The sequence below is a fragment of the Bradyrhizobium sp. USDA 3262 genome (assembly GCF_054060035.1).
Genome location: NZ_JBSSCT010000001.1, coordinates 7,521,851 through 7,543,820 on the forward strand (window position 1 = coordinate 7,521,851; position 21,970 = coordinate 7,543,820).

The 21,970-nt window shown below is 64.5% G+C and carries 15 protein-coding genes; 9 read left to right on the top strand and 6 right to left on the bottom strand.

Features of this window, described 5'->3' with window-relative positions:
* Positions 1–107: 107 nt before the first annotated feature.
* The 4 genes from ACVWYP_RS35625 to ACVWYP_RS35640 form a co-directional block, all read right to left on the bottom strand.
* Positions 108–1,304 carry an ABC transporter substrate-binding protein gene (locus ACVWYP_RS35625; protein ID WP_369525536.1) on the bottom strand — a complete coding sequence of 399 codons (1,197 nt, stop codon included), beginning with the start codon at positions 1,302–1,304 and terminating at the stop codon, positions 108–110.
* Positions 1,305–1,559: 255 nt separating this feature from the next.
* On the bottom strand, positions 1,560–3,104 hold the full coding sequence (locus ACVWYP_RS35630; protein ID WP_304496534.1) for a SpoVR family protein: 1,545 nt from the start codon (positions 3,102–3,104) through the stop codon (positions 1,560–1,562).
* Positions 3,105–3,108: 4 nt separating this feature from the next.
* Positions 3,109–4,377 carry a YeaH/YhbH family protein gene (locus ACVWYP_RS35635; protein WP_304500358.1) on the bottom strand — a complete coding sequence of 423 codons (1,269 nt, stop codon included), beginning with the start codon at positions 4,375–4,377 and terminating at the stop codon, positions 3,109–3,111.
* Positions 4,378–4,496: 119 nt separating this feature from the next.
* A complete protein-coding gene (locus ACVWYP_RS35640) occupies positions 4,497–6,440 on the bottom strand; it encodes a PrkA family serine protein kinase (RefSeq protein ID WP_028342433.1) in 1,944 nt (647 codons plus the stop codon).
* Between the two features lie 499 nt (positions 6,441–6,939).
* Between ACVWYP_RS35640 and ACVWYP_RS35645 the strand changes: the two genes are divergently transcribed.
* The 8 genes from ACVWYP_RS35645 (at position 6,940) to ACVWYP_RS35680 (ending at position 15,802) form a co-directional block, all read left to right on the top strand.
* Positions 6,940–7,557 (top strand): hypothetical protein, encoded by a 618-nt coding sequence (locus ACVWYP_RS35645; RefSeq protein ID WP_304496535.1) that lies wholly within the window; start codon positions 6,940–6,942, stop codon positions 7,555–7,557.
* A gap of 54 nt (positions 7,558–7,611) precedes the next feature.
* Positions 7,612–8,058, top strand: coding sequence for a DsrE family protein (locus tag ACVWYP_RS35650; protein WP_304496536.1), 447 nt, complete (start codon positions 7,612–7,614; stop codon positions 8,056–8,058).
* Between the two features lie 216 nt (positions 8,059–8,274).
* Positions 8,275–11,121, top strand: a complete 2,847-nt coding sequence (locus ACVWYP_RS35655) for a bifunctional transaldolase/phosoglucose isomerase (RefSeq protein WP_304496537.1) — start codon at positions 8,275–8,277, stop codon at positions 11,119–11,121.
* A gap of 12 nt (positions 11,122–11,133) precedes the next feature.
* Entirely contained in the window at positions 11,134–12,117 is a 984-nt protein-coding gene (gnd, locus tag ACVWYP_RS35660; protein ID WP_304496538.1) for a phosphogluconate dehydrogenase (NAD(+)-dependent, decarboxylating), read from the top strand.
* A gap of 120 nt (positions 12,118–12,237) precedes the next feature.
* The gene (zwf, locus tag ACVWYP_RS35665; RefSeq protein WP_304496539.1) at positions 12,238–13,731 is read left to right on the top strand and encodes a glucose-6-phosphate dehydrogenase; all 1,494 of its coding nucleotides are present in this window, start codon (positions 12,238–12,240) and stop codon (positions 13,729–13,731) included.
* A gap of 1 nt (position 13,732) precedes the next feature.
* On the top strand, positions 13,733–14,485 hold the full coding sequence (gene pgl, locus ACVWYP_RS35670) for a 6-phosphogluconolactonase (protein ID WP_456684272.1): 753 nt from the start codon (positions 13,733–13,735) through the stop codon (positions 14,483–14,485).
* Positions 14,486–14,513: 28 nt separating this feature from the next.
* Positions 14,514–15,002 (top strand): gluconokinase, encoded by a 489-nt coding sequence (locus ACVWYP_RS35675; protein WP_051002821.1) that lies wholly within the window; start codon positions 14,514–14,516, stop codon positions 15,000–15,002.
* Complete coding sequence (locus tag ACVWYP_RS35680; RefSeq protein ID WP_304496540.1) at positions 14,999–15,802, top strand: Cof-type HAD-IIB family hydrolase; 804 nt, start codon at positions 14,999–15,001, stop codon at positions 15,800–15,802. Before ACVWYP_RS35675 ends, ACVWYP_RS35680 begins: the two co-directional genes overlap by 4 nt.
* Before the next feature lie 233 nt (positions 15,803–16,035).
* Here ACVWYP_RS35680 and ACVWYP_RS35685 read toward each other — a convergent pair whose 3' ends face one another.
* Positions 16,036–17,844, bottom strand: a complete 1,809-nt coding sequence (locus ACVWYP_RS35685; RefSeq protein WP_304496541.1) for a glycoside hydrolase family 15 protein — start codon at positions 17,842–17,844, stop codon at positions 16,036–16,038.
* 15 nt (positions 17,845–17,859) lie between these two features.
* Positions 17,860–19,812, bottom strand: a complete 1,953-nt coding sequence (malQ, locus tag ACVWYP_RS35690; RefSeq protein ID WP_304496542.1) for a 4-alpha-glucanotransferase — start codon at positions 19,810–19,812, stop codon at positions 17,860–17,862.
* A 203-nt stretch (positions 19,813–20,015) separates the two neighbouring features.
* Here malQ and ACVWYP_RS35695 point away from each other — a divergent pair, with 203 nt between their 5' ends.
* The gene (locus ACVWYP_RS35695) at positions 20,016–21,965 is read left to right on the top strand and encodes an alpha-1,4-glucan--maltose-1-phosphate maltosyltransferase (protein ID WP_304496543.1); all 1,950 of its coding nucleotides are present in this window, start codon (positions 20,016–20,018) and stop codon (positions 21,963–21,965) included.
* Positions 21,966–21,970 lie beyond the last annotated feature (5 nt).

The following is a 21,970-nucleotide window of genomic DNA, read 5'->3' on the forward strand; positions in this document are numbered from 1 at the left end:
GCTGGAACGACGAGGAGTCCCGTTCACAACAGAAGCCGCGGCGTATGGGTCCCTGCTCCCGTGCGCAATTGCGCACTAGGCAGGGACGACAGCGGAGTTGGTGACGGCTACTTGTCGCTCAAGACGTCACCGAACAGCGCCCAGGACTTGCCGTCGAACCGCGCCATCTGAATTTGCCGGATCGGCGTCACATTGTCGGGCTCGGTCTGCACCTTGATGCCGGGCAACAGCATCGGCAATTCGAGCGCCTTCAGATTGGTCGCCTGCTTGATGATGTTGTCGCGGCTGTAATCACCGTTGCAGTTCTTCAGCACCGCCGTCATGACCTGCGCCACCGTGTAGCCCTGCACGTTGAAGAGGTCGCCCGGGCTCGCATTCGGCTGGTACTTCTTCATCCAGGCCGCAAACTCCTTCTGCGCGGGATCGTCGGCCCAGCGCGGATCGGTCGGATCCTTCAGATAGAGGCCGGTCACGACGCCGATGACGTTCTCAAGGCCGGCAGGTTCAAGCACCGCGGAGACGGAGTTGGAGACGGTCGGCAGGATGGTCAGCGGCTTCCAGCCCATGCTCGCCGCCTTGCGCAGCGCCTGGGCCGCGAATTTCGGCGTCGCCTCGGCGAAGAAGACGTCCGCGCCGGACTCGCGCATCGTCACCATCTGGGAATCGATGGTGGGATCGGTCGTGAGATACGTGGTCTCCGCGACGATCTGGCCTACATGCTCGCCGAGCCCGTCCTTGAAACCCCTGAGATAGTCCTTGCCGGCATCCTCGTTCGGCGTGATGACGGCGATCTTCGCATCCGGCTTGGTCTTCAGGATGTATTTTGCGTAGAGCCGGCCTTCGAGCTCGTAGGTCGGATTGAAACCGACCGTCCACGGAAACTGCTTCGGATCGTTCCAGCGCGTCGCGCCGGAGGACACGAACAGCTGCGGCACGTGCTTGATGTTGAGGTACTTCTGCACCGAGATGTTCGGCGCGGTGCCGACCGCGCTGAAGATCGCAACCACCTCGTCCTGCTCGACGAGCTTGCGGGTCTGCTCGACCGTCTTCGACGGCGAATAGGCGTCGTCGAGACTCTCGAAGTCGATCTTGCGGCCGTTGATGCCGCCCTGATCGTTGAGCATCTGGAAATACGCGGCTTCGGCGCGCGCGATCGTGCCGTAGGCCGACGCCGGGCCGCTATAGGGCGCGGTGTTCCCGATCTTGATTACGGAATCAGCTGCCACGGACGGCGAGATCAACGAGGCCGTGAGCGCGGTGAAGGCGAGAAAGCCCGCCAGGCGGGAGCGAGTTGACAAGGGCATATCCTTTTCTTGGTTTTCTTGACGCGGCGCACCTTATCAATCGCGCCCGCGCAGGCAATCGCGAAGAAGACTGCAATGAGATTTCCGCATGCCGGCAATCGCCGTTCGCGCACGGAACACCATGCGCCTTCAAGATCCGGATTGTTGCCGGGATGTTCATGATGTGAGCCTTCGATAGTCACGAAGGTTCACCGAGCAAGACTCGCGTTCCGCGAGGCGGTGCGCGCCGCGCTCATGTCAGCGAGAGCGTCATCCTCAAGCCGCGACCGCCGCCGCGCGCGGGCTGACGACATATTCCTTCAGCACCTTGTCGGTGCCGTCGATTTCGGTCAGCGCCACGTCGTAGGTCCAGAGATCGGCGAGATGCTGCAGCACGCGCCGGGCGTCGGTCTCGTTGAGCTGCGCGCCCTTCACGGTGGTGTGACGCAGCATCAGCCGGCGATCGCCGTCGAGATCGACATCCACGACCTCGATATTGGCGTCGACGAAGCCGACGTCGTATTGCCGCGCCAGCTCGCGGCGAACCCGGCGGTAGCCGCGCTCGTCGTGGATTGCGTCGACCTTGATCCCCTGGCTTTCCGCGGGGTCGTCGTGCAAATGGAACATGCGGAAGCGCCGGATCAGCGCCGGGCTGAGGAACTGGTTGATGAAGCTCTCGTCGCGGTAGTTGCTCCAGATCTCGCGCAGCACGCCCTCGACGTCACCCTTGCCGGCGATGTCGGGGAACCACGCGCGGTCCTCGTCCTCCGGATTTTTCACGATCCGCTCGATGTCCTGCATCATGGCGAAGCCGAGCGCGTAGGGATTGAAACCGGAATAGCGGCGGTCGTCGAATTCGGGCTGGAACACCACATTGGTGTGCGACTGCAGGAATTCGAGGAAATTGCCGTCGGTGATCCGGCCCTGCTGATGCAGCCGGCTCATGATGCGGTAATGGACGTAGGTCGCGGTGCCCTCGTTCATCACCTTGGTCTGGCCCTGCGGGTAGAAATACTGCGCGATGTGGCGCACGATGCGGATGAGCTCGCGCTGCCAGGGTGCAAGGCGCGGCGCGGTCTTCTCGAGGAAATAGAGGATATTCTCCTGCGGCAAGCCGAGCAGCGCGCGGCGGCGCTCCGCCGTGAGCGTAGCCTTGCTCTTGGCCTTGGTGTTCGGCACCGTTCGCCACAAATCGTTGAACACGCTTTCCTCGTGCTGCCGGCGCTCGCCGGCCCGCTTCTCCTCGGCACGCAAATCGAGCGTCTTCTTTCCGGGATAGCGGTCGACGCCATGCGACATCAGCGCATGCGCGGCATCGAGCGTTCGCTCCACCGTCTCGCGGCCATGGCGGTCCTCGCAGACCGAGATGTAGCCCTTGGCGAATTCCAGATAGTCGAGAATGCCGTCGGCATCGGTCCACTGCTTGAACAGATAGTTGTTCTTGAAGAAGTGATTGTGCCCAAACGCCGCGTGCGCGATCACCAGCGTTTGCATCGTCGCCGTGTTCTCCTCCATGAGATAGGAGATGCACGGCGAGGAATTGATCACGATCTCATAGGCGAGGCCCATCAGGCCCTTGCGATAGGACGCTTCCTGGAACGCGAACTGCTTGCCGAACGACCAGTGCTTGTAGAACAGCGGCATGCCGACCGAGGAATAGGCGTCGAGCATCTGCTCGGCGGTGATCACCTCGATCTGGTTGGGATAGACGTCGAGTCCGAGCTCGGTGCGCGCGATTTTCTCGCAGGCGTCGTGGACCCGCTGCAAGGTCTGGAAATCCCAATCGGCGCCCTCGAACAGCCGTTCCCCGGAAGAACCCATCACGCTACACCCTTTCCTGCTTGCTGCGGCGCTTGAACAGGTCCTGGAACACCGGGAAGATCTCGCCGCGCTCGCTCACCTTGCGCATCGACAGCGGCTCGCCCTCGTTGCGCAGGCGCTCATAGAGGGTCCAGAGTGAGGAATCCGGCATGTCGAAGGTGTAGTTGGCGGCTTCGCCGACCTCGAGATAGGCGAAGAACTGGCAAACCGGCAGGATCTTTTCGGTCAGGAGATGGCCGGTCAGCGCGCTATCGGAAGTCATGTTGTCGCCGTCCGAGGCCTGAGCGGCGTAGATGTTCCAGTCGGCCGGACGGAAGCGGGTGCGGACGATATCGTGCATCGCGACCAGTGCGCTCGACACCAGCGTGCCGCCCGACGCCGGTCCATGGAAGAACGTGTCCTCGTCGACCTCTTCGGCGCGGTCGGTGTGGCGGATGAACACGATCTCGACGTGCTTGTAGCGCCGCTTCAGGAACACGTAGAGCAGCATGTAGAACCGCTTTGCCAGATCCTTCATGTGCTCGGACATCGAGCCAGAGACGTCCATCAGGCAGAACATCACGGCCTGCGCCACCGGCTTCGGCACCGTCTCGAAGCGGCGATAGCGGATGTCGATCGGATCGATAAACGGGATCCGCTTGGCCTTGGCCTTCAGCGCTTCGAGCAGCGTGAGCAGTTCGCGGCGGCGCGTATCGTCCTCGCATTCCGCAAGCTCGGCCTCGAGCGTCTCGATCTCGTCCTTGCGCGGCCGGCGCAGCGCCACACGCCGCGCCAGCGCCCGGCTCACCGTGCGGCTGATCGAGATGTTAGCGGGCGAGCCCGATGTCGCATAACCCGCGCGCCGGAGGCCCTCGCTCTCGGTTTCCGCGAGCTTGCGCTTTTCAAGGTCGGGCAATTCGAGGTCGTCGAGGAAAAGGTCGACGAACTCCTCGCGGCTGAGCACGAAGCGGAAGGCGTCCTCGCTGTCGCCCTCGCCAGCGCCGGAGCCCTTGGCACCGCTCTGGTTCGGGCGCTGCAGCCAGTCGCCCTCGACGAACTTCTTGTTGCCGGGCAGCACCATGTCGCGCGTGCCGCCCTCGCGCCGGAACCGCGGCTCGTCCATGCCGTCCAGCGGGATCGTCACCTCGCCGCCCTCCAGGACATCCTTGATGTCCCGGTCCTGCGACGACTTCTTGACAGCTCCCTGCACCAGCGCCTTGGCGCGCCGCAGGAAGCGCTGCCGGTTCTCCAGGCTCTTGCTACCCGGATTCAACCGCCGATCGACGATATGCATGACCACGTTGCATCTGCCTCACCGGATGCGATCATGAAAGTCGCATCGCATTTTTCTTCGACGGGACGGGACGAGACGGGACGAAACGGAAAGCCGGTGCCGGCTTTCCGGATCGCGCATTAGCCGGCCTGCTTCACCCGCATGTACCACTCGACGAGCCGGCGGACCTGGCGCTCGGTATAACCGCGCTCCACCATCCGCTCGACGAACTCGCCGTGCTTCTTCTCGGTCTCGCCGTCCTTCTTGGAACCGAACGAGATCACCGGAAGCAGATCCTCGACCTGCGAGAATATCCGCTTCTCGATCACGTCGCGAACCTTTTCGTAGGAGGTCCAGCTCGGGTTCTTGCCATTGTTGTGCGCCCGCGAACGCAGCGAGAACTTGACGACCTCGTTGCGGAAGTCCTTCGGGTTGGCAATGCCGGCGGGCTTCTCGATCTTGGTCAGCTCCTGGTTCAGGAGCTCGCGGTTCATCAGCTGGCCGGTGTCGGGATCCTTGAAGTCCTGATCCTCGATCCAGGCGTCGGCGTAGTCGACATAGCGGTCGAACAGGTTCTGGCCGTAGTCGGCGTAGGATTCCAGATAGGCCTTCTGGATCTCGTTGCCGATGAACTCGGCATAGCGCGGCGCGAGGTCGGCCTTGATGAATTCGAGATAGCGCTTCTCGGTCTCGTCAGGCAGCTGCTCGCGGCGGATCGCCTGCTCCAGCACATACATCAGGTGCACCGCATCGGCGCCGACTTCGGTGGTGTCATGGTTGAAGGTCGAGGCGAGCACCTTGAAGGCAAAGCGGGTGGAGACGCCGTCCATGCCCTCGTCGACGCCGGCCGCGTCCTTGTACTCCTGAACGCTGCGCGCCTTCGGATCGGATTCCTTGAGGCTCTCGCCGTCATAGACCCGCATCTTGCCGAACAGCGTCGAGTTCTCGTGCTTGCGCAGCCGCGACATCACCGAGAAGCGCGCCATCGTCTCCAGCGTCGCCGGAGCGCAAGGTGCTGCGGCAAGCTCGGAGCCCTGGATCAGCTTCTCGTAGATCTTCTGCTCCTCGGTGACCCGCAGGACGTACGGGACCTTGATGACGCAGATGCGGTCGATGAAGGCCTCGTTGTTCTTGTTGGTCTTGAAGCTCTGCCACTCCGCCTCGTTGGAGTGCGCGAGGATGATGCCGGTGAACGGAATCGCGCCGATATTCTCGGTGCCGATGTAGTTGCCCTCCTGCGTCGCGGTCAGCAGCGGGTGCAGCATCTTGATCGGCGCCTTGAACATCTCGACGAATTCGAGCACGCCCTGGTTGGCGCGGTTGAGGCCGCCGGAATAGCTGTAGGCGTCGGGATCGTTCTGGGCGTAGGTCTCGAGCTTGCGGATGTCGACCTTGCCGACCAGCGAGGAGATGTCCTGGTTGTTCTCGTCACCGGGCTCGGTCTTGGCAACCGCGATCTGGCGCAGCCTTGAAGGCTGGATGCGCGCGACGCGGAATTGCGAGATGTCGCCACCGAAGGCTTCGAGCCGCTTGTAGGCCCAGGGCGACATCAGCCCGCTGAGCCGGCGGCGCGGAATGCCGTACTTCTCCTCGATCATCGGGCCAAGCGTCTCGGGATCAAACAGCCCAAGCGGGCTCTCGAACACCGGCGACAGCTCGTCGCCCGCCTTCAGCACGTAGATCGGATGAATCTCCATCAGCGCCTTGATGCGCTCGGCGAGCGACGACTTGCCGCCGCCGACCGGCCCGAGCAGATAGAGGATCTGCTTGCGCTCTTCGAGGCCCTGCGCGGCGTGACGGAAGAAGCCGACGAGGCGCTCGATCGTGTCCTCCATGCCGTAGAAGCCGGCGAAGGCCGGATACGACCTGATGGTACGGTTCAAAAAGATACGGCCAAGGCGTGGGTCCTTGGCCGTGTCGATCATCTGGGGCTCACCGATTGCCGCCAATAACCGCTCGGCCGCATTTGCATATCGCATCGGATCACTTCGACACGACTCCAAATACTCGGCCATCGACATGTCGGTCTGGCTTCGCGCTTCAAACGACCTTGCGAAGGCGTTGAACAAAGAATCGTTGTACATGATCCCTCTCTCCACGATATGTATCGCCGCACGACTGACACGAGTCGTAACAAGAGCGTCCTAGGATCGAATCAGCGTCGGCACGCTGGGTCTATTGGACACTCGACCGACTCAGTTCGGCAATGCACGGCGCGTGCAGCCTCTGCCTTATCAACAGGCAGGAAGCTTAATGGTTCATCAATATCCCCTTGTTTTTGGTGGCTGTAACCCCTTCGCCACATCCGTGGTTTACCGGGGCCCAGGCCTCCGAAGCGGACATCCGAGCGGGCAACTTTCCCGTCCGGCGATGAACGTTGGGCTTCCCTGAAAAAGTGTGACCGTTCAGCCGTGGCGTCAAGATGCGCGCGTCACAGACTCGCATGAACAAACGTTTAGCCGCCGTTGAACGTGCCTCCGTGTCGCCGCGACTAAGGCAACGAGCCCGCGCAGTTCCGCGCGGCACCATTGCCGCGCTTTAAAGATGACACCTTGGAGGCGCCAGCTATTCCCGAGGCCGGCCATGAAGCAGGCGTTCCTTGTTGTCGCACTTGCAGCCGCCGGCTGTACCGGCGCGCCGTTAACCGCCCAGGCGCAGGAGGGCGTCGACAAGGCCGCGGCGGCCGCCTTCGACAACAGGATGTTCGCTGGCCCGCCTGGCGCGAAAGCCTATGCCTGCTTTGTGCGGCGGTACGATGCAAATCATCTGGCGCAGCATCCAAAGCAGAAGGTCAGCGCGATGAAGCTTCTGGTGGCAGCGGAAGACGCGCCGGAGGACAAGGCCACCAACCATTCATTCCGGCTCGGCGTCACATACCACCACCGCTCCGGCAATTTCGACTCCAGCGGCTACTGCAATCACGCCATCGCGACCGAATCCGGACACGAAATACGCTTCGAATGCAGCGTGGATTGCGAGGGCGGCGGCATCACCGTGGCGTTATCCAGGGACAATAAATCCGCCATTGCGCGCCTTGGCCGCATCATGGTGTGGAATCGCAACAAGCCCGACGACGATGCGGGCGAAGCGCTGTTCGCCGGCGCCGACGACAAGATCTTTCGGGTCGATCGCGTCGACTTAGGCGAATGCGCCGAACTTGTGACCGACCGCAAGGAACTCGCCGCGCTCCGGCACAAATGATAGGTTTGCCCAAAGGGACAACACCGGATCAACAATAGTTGCGCGAGGGACGCCATGCACCGACGCAGCATCCTGTGGGGCACCGTGTCGGCGATCGGCGCCGTCTTCGCAGCGTCACGAGCCGACGCCGCCACCGAAGCGCCGCCGCAAAAGCTGAAGGTGGTCTATCACCTCAATGACCTCGACAAGGTCAATTTCGTGATCGGCAACATCCAGAACCATCTCGACGGCGTCGGCGGCCCCGGCAATGTCACGATTGCGGTGGTGGTGCACGGCCAGGCGCTGAAGGCGTTTCATTCAGCCGCCGCCAATCCCGACCTGTCAAAACATGTCAGGCAATTCACCAGGGATGGGATCGAGTTCGCCGCCTGCGGCAACACCATGAAATCGCAGAACATCGGCCTCGCCGACTTGCTCCCCGGCTTCGTCGCCGCCGAGCGCGGCGGGGTGGTCCGCGTCGCCGAGCTGCAATCCCAGGGTTACCTCTACCTGCGGCCCTGACGCGCGGTCCTGCGCCGCAACGCGTCATAAAAATGTGCCGAGATCAGGGTCTGCTCGGACCGCGTCCGAGGGGATCGAACTGTTGTGAATGGCGTTATCCCTTGGAAATGCTGATATTCCGCCCGGGGCCCCAGCCATGTTGACAATCCCCCTCCGCCCCCGAAAGCTGCCCGGGAACCCAAAAATCGACCCTCGACCGAACGAGAACAGGCACCCATGAACCCCGTCAAAGCACTCGAAAATCACCGCCAGGCCGTCTGGCTGGACTTCCTCGCCCGCGGCTTCGTCGCCGATGGCGACCTGAAGCGGCTGATCGAGACCGACGGCGTCAAAGGCGTGACATCCAACCCCTCGATCTTCGAGAAGGCGATCGGCAGCTCCGACGAATATGACGGGGCGATCGGCAAGGCCCTCAAGAACGGCGACCGCTCGGTCGCCGACCTGTTCGAGCACCTTGCGGTCGAGGACATCCAGCACGCCGCCGACGTGCTGCGCCCGGTCTACGACCAGAGCCACGGCGGCGACGGCTTCGTCAGCCTCGAGGTGTCGCCCTATCTCGCGATGGACACCAAGGGAACGATCGCGGAAGCCGAACGGCTCTGGAAGGACGTCCACCGCAAGAACCTGATGGTCAAGGTGCCGGCGACGCCCGAGGGCCTGCCGGCGATCGAGTACCTGATCGGCGAAGGCATCAGCATCAACATCACGCTGCTGTTCTCGCAGAAGGTCTATCGCCAGGTCGCCGAGGCCTATCTCAAGGGCCTGGAGAAATACGTCGGCAAGGGCGGCGATCCCTCCCATGTCGCGAGCGTCGCGAGCTTCTTCGTCAGCCGGATCGACAGCGCCGTCGACAAGCAGCTCGACGAGAAGATCGCGAAGGCCAACGATCCGCACGAAAAGGAGCGGCTCGCGGCCTTGAAGGGCAAGGTCGCGATCGCCAATGCCAAACTTGCCTACCAGGACTACAAGCGGCTGTTCTCGGGCACGCGCTGGGACAAGCTCACCGCCAAGGGCGCCAAGCCGCAGCGGCTGCTGTGGGCGTCGACCGGCACCAAGAACAAGGATTATAGCGACGTGCTCTATGTCGAGGAACTGATCGGTCCCGACACCGTCAACACCGTGCCGCCGGCGACGCTCGACGCCTTCCGCGACCACGGCAAGGTCCGCGACAGCCTCGAGGAGAATGTCGAGGCCGCCCGCCATGTGCTGGAGGAGCTGGAGAAGTCCGGCATCTCGCTCGATGCGATCACCGAGGAGCTGGTCAAGGACGGCGTCAAGCTGTTCGCCGACGCGGCCGACAAGCTCTACGGCGCGGTCGCCCACAAGCGCGCCACCTCGCTCGGCGGCGGCATCGACCGCCAGAAGCTCGCGCTCGGCGCCGCCATCGAGAAGGCGGTCGAGAAGAGCACCGAGGAATGGCGCGCCTCGGCCAGGATCCGAAGGCTCTGGCACAAGGACAAATCGGTCTGGACCGGCGACGACGAGGACAAATGGCTGGGCTGGCTCACCAGCGCGGCCACCGCGAACGTCGCCGACTACGAGGACTTCGCCCAGCGCGTGAAGGGGCAGAACTTCACCGATGCCGTCGTGCTCGGCATGGGCGGGTCGAGCCTCGGGCCGGAGGTCTTGGCCCAGACCTTCCCGCACCGGTCCGGCTTCCCGCGGCTGCACGTGCTCGATTCCACCGATCCGGCGCAGGTGCGCGCGATGGAGGAGTATGTCGACATCGCAAGGACGCTGTTCATCGTCTCCTCCAAATCCGGCGGCACCACCGAGCCGAACGTGATGAAGGACTATTTCTTCGATCGGGTGGCGAAGGCGATCGGCAAGGACAAGGCCGGCCACCGCTTTATCGCGGTGACCGATCCCGGCTCCTCGCTGCAGAAGGTCGCGATCAAGCAGGGTTTTGCCCGCATCTTCTACGGCGACCCTGCGATCGGCGGCCGCTATTCCGTGCTGTCGCCGTTCGGCCTGGTGCCGGCGGCCGCTGCCGGCATCGACGTCCGCAGCCTGCTCGGCCATACGCTCGCGATGGTGCGCTCCTGCGGTGCCGACGTGCCGCCGCAGGAGAACCCGGGCGTGCAACTCGGGCTCGCGATGGGGATCGCGGGCCTCGAAGGCCGCGACAAGGTGACGATCTTCGCCTCGCCGGACGTTGCCGATTTCGGCGCCTGGGCCGAGCAGCTGATCGCGGAATCGACCGGCAAGGACGGCAAGGGCCTGATCCCGATCGAGGGCGAGACGATTGGCGAGGCGGCGGTCTACGGCAACGACCGCTTCTTCATCGATCTGCGCACGGATAGCGAGAACGACGCCGCGCATGAGGCCAAACTCGCGGCGCTCGAGGCCGCCGGCCATCCCGTGGTTCGGATCGTGATGAAGTCGATCGACCATATCGGCCAGGAGTTCTTCCGCTTCGAGATCGCGACCGCGGTGGCCGGCTCGATCCTCGGCATCAACCCGTTCAACCAGCCCGACGTCGAAGCTGCCAAGATCAAGACCCGCGAGCTGACGGCCGCGTTCGAGAAGACCGGATCGCTGCCGGCCGAACAGCCGGTGGTATCGGCGGACGGGGTCGATCTCTACACCGACGCGCAGAACGCCGAGGAGCTGCGCAAGGCCGGTGCGAACGGCGATCTCAACTCCTGGATCAAGGCGCACCTCTCGCGGTCCGGCCGCGGCGACTATGTCGCCCTGCTCGCCTATATCGAGCGCGACGGCGACACCATCGACGCCATGCAGGCGATGCGGCTGAAGCTACGCGACGCAAAGCACCTTGCGACCTGCGCCGAGTTCGGTCCGCGCTTCCTGCATTCGACCGGGCAGGCCTACAAGGGCGGACCCGACAGCGGCGTGTTCCTGCAGGTCACGACCGACGATACGGAGGACCTGCCGGTACCCGGCCAGAAGGCGAGCTTCGGCGTGATCAAGGCGGCGCAGGCGCGCGGCGATTTCGACGTGCTCACCGAGCGCGGCCGGCGGGCGCTGCGCGTGCATCTCAAGGGCGATCTCACCTCCGGGCTCGCGGCGCTCGATGCCGCGATCTCGGCTGCACTGAACTGACGGAGGCGAGGGATGCAACTCGGCATGATCGGCCTCGGGCGGATGGGCGGCAACATCGTCCGCCGCCTGATGACCCAGGGCCACACCACCGTGGTCTACGACAAGGATCCGAAGGCCGTCGCGGCGCTCGTCGCCGACAATGCCACCGGGTCCTCGTCGCTGGAGGATTTCGTCCTCAAGCTGGAGGCGCCGCGCACCGCCTGGGTGATGCTGCCGGCCGGCAAGATCACCGAAGCCACCATCGAGGCGCTGTCGAAGCTGATGCAGCCAGGCGACGTCATCATCGATGGCGGCAACACCTTCTGGCAGGACGACGTCCGCCGCGGCAAGGCGCTCAGGGAGCGCGGGCTGCATTACGTCGATGTCGGCACCAGCGGCGGCATCTGGGGCATCGAGCGCGGCTACTGCATGATGATCGGCGGCGACAAGAAGGTGGTCGACCGGCTCGACCCGATCTTCAAGACGCTGGCGCCCGGCATCGGCGACATTCCGCGCACCTCCGGCCGCGAGGGCCGCGATCCGCGCATCGAACAGGGCTACATCCACGCCGGTCCGATCGGCGCAGGGCATTTCGTCAAGATGATCCATAACGGCATCGAATACGGCCTGATGCAGGCCTATGCCGAAGGCTTCGACATCCTGAAGAACGCCAATATCGAGGCGCTGCCGCCGGACCATCGCTTCGACCTCGACATCGCCGACATCGCCGAAGTCTGGCGGCGCGGCAGCGTGATCCCGTCCTGGCTGCTCGACCTCACCGCATCGGCGCTGGCGCAGAACCACACGCTCGACAACTATTCCGGCTTTGTCGAGGATTCCGGCGAAGGCCGCTGGACCGTCAATGCCGCGGTCGACGAAGCCGTGCCGGCCGAGGTGCTGACCGCCGCGCTCTACACGCGCTTCCGCTCGCGCAAGGATCACACCTTCGCGGAGAAGATCCTCTCGGCGATGCGCGCGGGTTTCGGCGGCCACAAGGAGCCGCCGAAAAAAACTTAAAAAGCGTTTTCAAGCGAAGTGGGCACCGGTTCGCGTGAAGAAAACGCGTCAAAACAAGAATCGAGAGCTCCGTTCCGATACAATCGGAACGGAGCTCTCGAGATAACCGCGGAAGGTCACGTGCAGAAGAAACCCGATCCTTGCTCCTTCATCATCTTCGGCGCCACCGGTGATCTGACGCACCGGCTGGTCGTCCCGGCGCTCTACAATCTCGCTGCCGGCAATCTGCTGCCGGACAAATTCTGCGTCGTCGGCATCGCCCGCAAGGGCATGTCGAGCGACCAGATGAAGGACAGCCTGATGCAAGGGCTGCGCAAGTTCGCGACCCGGCCGCTCGATGAGGCGGTCGTCACGCGGCTGTTCGAATGCGTCACCTCGATCGAGGCCGATCCGAGCGATCCGCCCTCCTTCGATGCCATGAACGAACGGCTCGACAAGCTCGAGACGGCGCGCGGCACCGGAGGCAACCGGCTGTTCTATCTCGCGACCCCGCCGCGAGCGTTCCTGCCGATCAGCCAGCAGCTCGGGCGCACCGGCATGCTGGAGGAGAACGGCGCCTGGCGCCGGCTGATCGTGGAGAAGCCGTTCGGCACCGATCTGGCATCGGCCAAGGCGCTGAATTCAGCGCTGCTGAAGCTGATGGACGAGCACCAGATCTACCGGATCGATCACTATCTCGGCAAGGAAACCGTCCAGAACATCCTGGTACTGCGCTTCGCCAACGGCATGTTCGAGCCGATCTGGAACCGCAACCACATCGACCATATCCAGATCACCGTGGACGAGAAGCTCGGCGTCGGTCATCGCGGCAGCTTCTATGACGCCACCGGCGCGCTGCGCGACATGGTGCCGAACCATCTGTTCCAGCTGCTATCGCTGGTGACGATGGAGCCGCCGGCGCGCTTCGACGCCCATGCGGTGCGCTCCGAAAAAGCCGAGGTGCTGAGCGCGATCCAGACCCAGAGCGAACAGGAAGCGCTGCACAATTCGGTGCGCGGCCAGTATCGCGCCGGCCGGATCGGCGACACCGAGATCGAGGACTTTCTCAAGACGCCCGACGTCAGGCCCGACAGCTCGACCGAGACCTACGCCGCGCTGAAGCTGACCATCGACAATTGGCGCTGGGCCGGCGTGCCGTTCTACCTGCGCACCGGCAAGGCGCTCACCACCAAGCGCACCGAGATCGCGATCAAGTTCAAGCAGGCGCCGTTCGCGATGTTCCGCGACACCGCGGTCGACCGCCTCTCGCAGAACTACCTGGTCATCTCCACCGAGCCGACCGAGGGCATCGAGCTGCAGTTCAACACCAAGGTACCCGGCCCGACCATCAACATCGACGGCGTCGAGATGAAGTTCCGCTACAAGGACTACTTCAAGGCCGAGCCGTCGACCGGCTACGAGACGCTGATCTATGACTGCATGATCGGCGACAACATCCTGTTTCAGCGTGCCGACAGCGTCGAGGCCGGGTGGCAGGCGGTGCAGCCTTTCCTCGACGCCTGGAAGAGCGCCGGCAGCCGCGGCCTGCAGCCCTACAAGGCCGGCACCGAAGGCCCGGAGGCCGCCAACGCGCTGCTCACCCGCGACGGCCGCAGCTGGCGGAAGCTGGGCTGACATGACCGCGAGCCGCGAGCGCCAGATCATCACGGTCGCCGATCCGGCGGCACTGGCGCAGGCGGCCGCCGAGCGGATGATCGCCAGGATCGACCAGAACAGCGGCCGGATCGCCGTGTGCCTCACCGGCGGCTCCAGCCCCAAGGCGCTCTACCAGCTGCTGGCGACGCCGGACTATCGCCAGAGGATTCCGTGGGACCGTATCGACTGGTTCATCGGCGATGAGCGACTGGTGCCGCGCAAGGACAAGCTGCACAACATGAGCATGGCGCGCCAGGCCTTCCTCGACCGCTGTGCGCCGGCCGCGAATGTCCATCCGATCGCGACCGACACCGCCGATCTCAGGGATCCCGACGTCAGCGCGGCGCTGTACGAGAACGAGCTGATGGCATTCTACGGCGCCGAACAGCTCGATCCGAAGCGGCCGCTGTTCGACCTGGTGCTGATGGGCATCGGCCCCGACGGCCACACCGCTTCGCTGTTTCCGGGTTATCCCGCGGTCGAGGAAACGCAGCGCTGGGTGGTCGGCGTGCCCAAGGCCAATGTCGAGCCGTTCGTGCCGCGCGTGTCGTTGACCCTGCCCGCGCTCGCCTCGTGCCGCGAGATGCTGTTCGAGGTGGCGGGCGAGAACAAGCGCGCGATCTTGACGCGCCTGTTCGCAGGCGAGAACCCGCCGGCAAACCGCGCGCGATCGCAGGGCGAGACCGTCTGGCTGATCGATCAGGCCGCGCTGCCGGAGGACTTTCGTGGGTGACGGACAAACCCCCTGCGCACTGGTCGTGATGGGCGTCTCCGGCTCGGGCAAGAGCACCATCGCCGACCGCCTTGCGATCAGGATCGGCTGGCGCTTCGAGGACGGCGACAGTTTTCATCCGCCAAGCAATGTCGCCAAAATGCATTCGGGACAACCGCTCACCGACGAGGATCGCTGGCCCTGGCTGCGCGCGATCGCCGACGAGATCGACCGTACCTGCGGCGTCCGCGAACGCGCCGTCATCGCCTGCTCCGCGCTGAAGCGCGCCTATCGCGACATCCTGGTGCATGGCCGCGACGATATCCGCATCGTCTTCCTCGACGGCTCGCAGGAGCTGATCGCCACGCGGCTCGGCGCGCGCAAGGGCCATTTCATGCCGCCGGGGCTGCTCGCCAGCCAGTTCAAGACGCTGGAGCCGCCGACACCGGAGGAACGTCCGATCACGGTTGCGATCGACCGTCCGGTCGAAATCATCGTCGAAGACATCGTCACTCAACTGAAGCTGGACCGCCCATGACCCGTATCGCCCTTGTCGTATCCGATGTCGACGGCACGCTGCTCACCAAGGACAAGACCTTGACCGAAGGCGCCAGGGCGGCAGTGCGCAGGCTGCATGAGGCCGGCATCGGCTTCACCATCGTCTCCAGCCGGCCGACGATCGGGATGGGTTTCCTGATTGCGCCGCTTGCGATCACGCAGCCGATTGGTGCCTTCAACGGCTCCTCGATCGTCGATCCGCAGCTCAAGCCCCTCGAGCAGCATTTGATCCCGGCAGCGGTCGCAAAACGCTGCATCGACATGCTGCACGAGCGCGGCGTCGATATCTGGCTGTTTACCAACGATCGCTGGCTGACGCGCAACCCTGACGGCGAGTACACCGCCCACGAGCAGCACACGATCAAGCATGATCCGACCATCGTCGGCGATTTCGCTCCCTATCTCGACCAGGCCTGCAAGATCGTCGGCGCGAGCTCGGATGCAGCCCTGCTGCAACGCTGCGAGGCGGAGATGCAGCAGATGGTCGGCCGCGATGCCACCGCGGTCCGCTCGCAGACCTACTATCTCGACGTCACCCCGCCGGGCCACGACAAGGGAACCTTCGTCGAGGGCATCGCCAAGCGCCTTGGCGTGCCGCTGGAGAACGTCGCCACGATCGGCGACATGCAGAACGATCTGCCGATGTTCGCACGAAGCGGCGTCTCCTTCGCGATGGGCAATGCCGGCGATGACGTGAAGGCGCGCGCCACGCATGTCACCGAAACCAACGAGCACGACGGTTTCGCACGCGCGATGGACACGGTGTTGCAGCTTCGCTGAGGCGTGCGGACGATCGCCCCACCCGTGATCGAGCGCGGGCCGCAGCGTGATCGTCGCTTGCACGATTTCGGAATATTGGAAATATACTCCTGATTTGCCCGACATGTCAAGTTGACTCGTCGAACGCTGGCAGCTGCCGGCTCCTTTGCATGGGGTTGTTTTCGATATTTTGGCAGCGCGGACCTGCGGCGGTCCCGCAAGCGAAAGACGGAGGGCGGCATCGCCGCGGTGGTTTAGGTCGACCGCTGCACCGCAGGCTTCTCGGCGTCGGCCCTGGCGGCGCTGAGATTGTGCGCGGTGTTGATCAACGCGATATGGGTCAGCGCCTGCGGGAAATTGCCGGTCAGCCGGCCGGCGCCGGAATCGAACTCCTCGGCCAACAGTCCGAGATCGTTGGCGACCGCGACCACGCGGTCGAACATGGTCTGCGCCTTGTCGACATCTCCCGCCAGCACATGAGCGTCGGCAAGCCACAGGCTGCAGGCCAGGAACGCGCCCTCGATCGGCTGGATCTCATCGGACACCTCGCGCGGATCGTGCCGCAGCACGAACCCGTCGCGCATCATGTGCCGCTCGACCGCGTCGATCGTGCCGCGGATGCGCGGATCGGCCGGCGGCAGGAAGCCGACCGACGGCAGCAGCAGCAGGCTGGCGTCGAGCAGCTTTGAGCCATAGCTCTCGACGAAACTGTTGAGGCCAGGGTCGAAGCCGCGTTGGCAGACGTCGCGATGAATGGCCTCGCGCAGCACCCGCCATTTGACCAGCGGCCCCTTGAAGCCGAACCGCTCTGCGCTCTTGATGGCGCGGTCGAAGGCGACCCAGCACATCACCTTGGAGAATACGTAGTGTCTGGGAGTGCCGCGGCGCTCCCAGATGCCGTGATCCGGCTGATCCCAGACATCGGCGAGATGGGTGACGACGGTACATTCCAGCGACCAGTTCTCTTCGTCGAGTTTCAGCTTGGCCATGCGGGACTGGTGGAAGGCGTCGATCAACTCGCCATAGACGTCGAGCTGAAGCTGCGCATGCGCGGCGTTGCCGGCGCGTACCGGCTGCGCCCCTTCATAGCCGGACAGCCACCCGGCCTCCCACTCCAGGAGGCGCCGCTGGCCCAGGATACCATACATGATCTGCATGTTGGCCGGCGCGCCGGCTGCGGCCCGCAGCAGCCAGTTGTGCCAGGCCGCCGCTTCCTCGGTGTAGCCCGAATTCATCAGGGCCAGCAGCGTAAAGGTGGCATCGCGCAGCCAGCAGAACCGGTAGTCCCAATTGCGCGCGCCGCCGAGCTTTTCCGGCAACGACGTGGTGGGTGCCGCGACGATGCCGCCGGTCGGCCTGTAGGTCAGCGCTTTCAGCGTGATCAGCGAGCGCATCACGAGGGCGCGTTGGTAGCTGCCGTCATAGGTCGAACGGCTGCACCATTCCCGCCAGTATTCCTCGGTGTCCTTCAGCGCAGCCTCGGGGTCGATCGCCTCCGGCACCGGGTGATAGGACGGTCCATAGGTCAGGACGAACGGCACGGTGTCGCCCTCGCCGACCTCGAAATCGGCGAACGTGGTCAGGTCCTTGCCGCGGGTTTCGACCGGCGTGCGCAGCACGGTCATGTCCTGCCCGCTGATCGCCAGAAGTCCGTCGCCATCCGGATTCTTCCGCACCCAGGGAACATCGACGCCGAAGCCGAAGCGGATCACCAGCTCCATGCGCATCTTGACGCGGCCGCTGACGCCGCGAACGAGGCGGACCACATCGGAGGCGTTGCCGCGCGGCGGCATGAAGTCGATCAGTGCGACCGCGCCGCCTTCCGCCTCGAACCGGGTCTCCAGGATCAGCGTATCGTCCCAGTAGCGCCGCGCGGTCTGCCTGATCTCTCCGGCGGGCGCCAGCAGCCAGCGGCCATTCCTCGACGTGCCAAGCAGCGCCGCGAAGCAGGGGTCGGAATCGAACGCGGGCCAACACAGCCAGTCGATCGAGCCGTCGCGGCCGACCAGGGCTGCGGTCTCGCAATCTCCGATCAGCCCATAGTCTTCGATACGAGAGGCCACGCGCTGCGCTCCGCGTTACCCGGTGTGCGAGCGCTCGCGGGTCGCGCGCTTGAGCGCGTCGACGTCGATCGCCGACGCGAGATGCTCGATCGAGACCGGGAGCCGCCGCTTCCAGTTCGGATGCTCGTAGACGGTGCCGGGGATGTTCGGCTGCTCGACAATGCCGAGCAGGTCCTCCATCGACACCGCCATCATCCGCGACCGCGTCCGTGCCAGGAAGCTCGCCACCGAATAGAAATCGTTGGCGTGGATGTCGTGCCGGCGCAGCACGTCATCGAGATGGCCGAGTGCATCCCAGCGCCCCTGGTCGGTCTCGCCGGGATCGATCCCGAGCGCACGCTTGGTCTTGAGGTCGCTGAACGAGCGCCAGCCCGCATAGGTCGAAAGGTCGTGGGTGTTGAAGGTCACCAACGCATCCGGCAAATAGTAGTCGGCATTGCGGAAGACGCCCTGGTCGTCGGTCTCGAACATCATCACGAGATAGGACCAGATGCCCCAGCCGTTCATCTGCTCGCGGAACCCGGGAGGTACGGTGCCGAGGTCTTCGCCGATCACGACGCAGCGGCTCGCCACGCTCTCCTGCGCGGTCGCCGCCAGCAGCGCCTCGAACGGCATCAGCACATAGGCGCCATTGGCCGGCCCGAAGCCGCGCGGCACCAGATAGAGCCGCTTCAGCCCGAAGGCATGGTCGAGCCTGATTGCGCCGGCATGGTGCATCGAGGCGCGCAGCATCTGCCTGAACGGCTCGAACGCGCGCTGTTCAAGGCCCGCGGCATTGAAGCCGGCAAGCCCCCAGTCCTGGCCCGCCGTGTTGAGCGGGTCCGGCGGCGCGCCGACGCCGAGATGGCGCGAGATCGCGGTCTGCTCATTCCAGGCGTCAAAACCGTCCGACTGCACGCCGACGGCAACATCGAGATAAAGCCCGACCCGCATGCCGAGCTTGTGCGCAAGCGCCTGGCAGGCGCCGAGTTGACGGTCCGCGGTCCATTGCACGAATTCGACGAACTCGACCTCGGCGGCGGAGTCGCGCGCACGGCGCAATTTGGCGCAAGCTGCATCGCTCGGCTGCCGCCATTCGTCCGGCCATTCCCACCACGGCGTGTTGAATTTGTGCCGCATCACCTCGAAGCAGGCGAAGCGCGACAGCAGTGTGCCCTGCTCGTTGCGATAGGCCTCGAAATCCTGCCAACGGCCGAGGCCGGGATTGGCCTTGAAGGCCGCGAACGCCGCGCGCAGCGCGGGCCATTTCTGCGCGGCGACGCCGACATAGTCGACCATGTCGTGGCTACGGAGTTGTGCCAGCGCTGCCCTGGTCTCGGCATCGACGCGGAATTCGGGAATCTGCTCGACGTCGATGTAGAGCCCATTGAGGAACAGCCGGCTGTTCGGCGAGTACGGGCTGCAATCGCCGGGCCGATCGTCGAACAGCGCATGCAGCGGATTGAGCCCAACGCCGTCGGCGCCGAGCCGGTGGGCGAATTCGAGCAGGTGCTGCAGGTCGGTGAAGTCGCCGATGCCCCAGTTGCGCGCTGACCGCACGCCGTAGAGCTGCACCGCGATCACCCAGCAGCGGTCGAACTCGCCGCCGAACGCGCCGTGCGGCGCCACCAGCAGCGGCAGCTCCTCGCTGGCGCCCGATGCGTCCGACAGTTGCAGCCGATGCACGCCTTCGGGCAGACCGGACGGCCACGTCACACTGCGCTCACGCGCCTCGCCCTGCGCGAGCACCCCGGTCCCATTCGCAAGCTTCCATTGCACCGGAAGCCGGGTAGCCTCCGAGAGTTGCGTTTGCGCGGCCTGGCCGCCTCTGATCACCACGGGATCGGCAATGATCCGACGGGGCGCCTGCGGCGGCAGCGCGTCGAGGATCGCCGTGAGCGCCTCGGGGGTTGTCACACGGCGGTGACCGCTGCCATCGATATACTCGGTCTGGATTCCCAGGGTCTGGGCTTTGGCGTAAAGGTCCATTCGGCACGCTGCCTGCTCGCAACGGTAGGTGTATCGTTGCTAAATTGTACAGATACGGGAAAGGGATAGTTGATGTTCAACGCTCTACCCTATCCGGCGTTCCCGCCGGGAACCATTGCCCGGCGAGCGGCTTTCTATATGGGTCTGGCGCGCCTCCTTCCCGGCGCCGGGACGTCATTTGCATTTTTAATGGCGGCATCACCGTGAACAAAACCCTCCGGCCTGTCGAGAGTGCCCATGGCACTTTTCATATCACCGATGTCTATCCGTCGGTTGATGGCGGCCGCTTTCCGGTCAAGCGCATTGTAGGCGAACCTGTCGAGGTGTGGGCCGACATCTACCGTGCCGGACATGACGTGATATCGGCGGCATTGGTGTGGCGGCGCGAGGGCGACGGCGAATGGCAGGTCGCGCCGATGACGCCGCACAGCGACGACCGCTGGGGCGGCGCCTTCGTGCCCGACAGGCCCGGCCGCTACGCCTTCGCGATCGAGGCCTGGACCGATGAATTCGCCAGCTGGCGGCATCGCTTCGAGCAGAAGGCGCGCGATGGTGGCGACCACACGCTGGACGCGCTCGAAGGCGCGGGCATGCTGACCCAGGCGCAGGCCGGCAGCCCGGCGGCGGCGGCCGTCATCATCAGGCAGTGCGAAATCTTTCTGCAGACCGGCGAACCAGGTGCGCTGCTCGCGCCCGAATTGCGGGAGGCGATGGCCGGCAGCCAGTTTCGCCGCGATCTGATGCGATCGCAACTCTACCCCCTCACCGCGGACCGCCCGCGGGCGCGCAGCGGCGCATGGTACCAGATGTTTCCGCGCAGCCAGGGCAAGACACCGGGCATGCATGCAACCTTCAACGACTGCATCGCGCGGCTTCCCGACATCGCCGCGATGGGCTTTGACGTCGTCCTGCTCGCGCCGATCCACCCGATCGGCCGGCAGCACCGCAAGGGCCACAGCAATGCCGCGATCGCACAGGCGGGCGATCCCGGCAGCCCTTACGCGATCGGCGCAGCCGAGGGCGGCCACGACGCCGTGCATCCGGAACTCGGCACGCTCGACGATTTCCGCGCCTTTGTGGCGGCATGCCAGGCGCATGGCCTCGAGGTCGCGCTCGATTTCGCCGTGCAGTGCTCCCCCGATCATCCCTGGCTGAACGGGCATCCAGAGTGGTTCAAGCGGCGCCCGGACGGATCGATGCGCACGGCCGAGCATCCACCGCAGCGCTGGGATGATGTCGTCAATCCGGATTTCGGGTCCGAAGACGCCGGCGCCTTGTGGCGCGCGCTGCGCGACGTCGTGCTGTTCTGGGTCGAGCAGGGCGTCAGGATCTTCCGGGTCGACAATCCGCACACCAAGCCGCTGGCGTTCTGGGAATGGCTGATCCGCGAGGTGCGGGACCGCGACGCGGACGTGCTGTTCCTTGCGGAAGCCTTCGCGCGCCCGAAACTGATGAAGGGCCTCGCCAAGCTCGGCTTCACGCAATCCTACAGCTATTTCACCTGGCGGACGCAGCGCTTTGAGCTCGAACAATATCTCGGCGAGTTGACCTCCTATCCCGAGCGTGACTTCTTTCGGCCGAATTTCTTCGTCAACACACCGGACATCCTGCCCTTCCACCTGCAAAGCGGCGAATCCTGGATGTTCAAGTCGCGTCTCGCGCTGGCCGCGACGCTTTCAAGCAGCTATGGCATCTACAGCGGCTTCGAATTGCTCGAGCACACGCCGGTCCCCGGCCGCGAGGAATATCTCAACTCCGAGAAGTACGAGATCAGGGTTCGCAACTGGGAGCAGCCGGGGAACATCAAGCCCTATGTCGCGGCTCTCAACCGGATCAGGCGCGGGTGTCCGGCCCTGCAACAATTCGCCAATTTGCGCTTTATCAGTGTCGATGACGGCGGCGTGATCGGTTTCATCAAGGAGGCGGTCGATCAGAGCAATGTGATCGCGGCCGCGATTGCATTGTCAGCCGAGCTGCGTGAGGTCTGGCTGCCGCTCGGCGACGTCATGGTCGGCCGTGGCGATGCCCGCCGCCCCGTCTCGGCAGTGGAAGACCTTGTCACCGGCGAGCGCCACGCGCTCGAATGGGGAGGCATCCGCCTACGTATCGATCCTGCGCGCGATCCCGCGTTGCTGCTACGCTGTATCGCCTGAAGGAG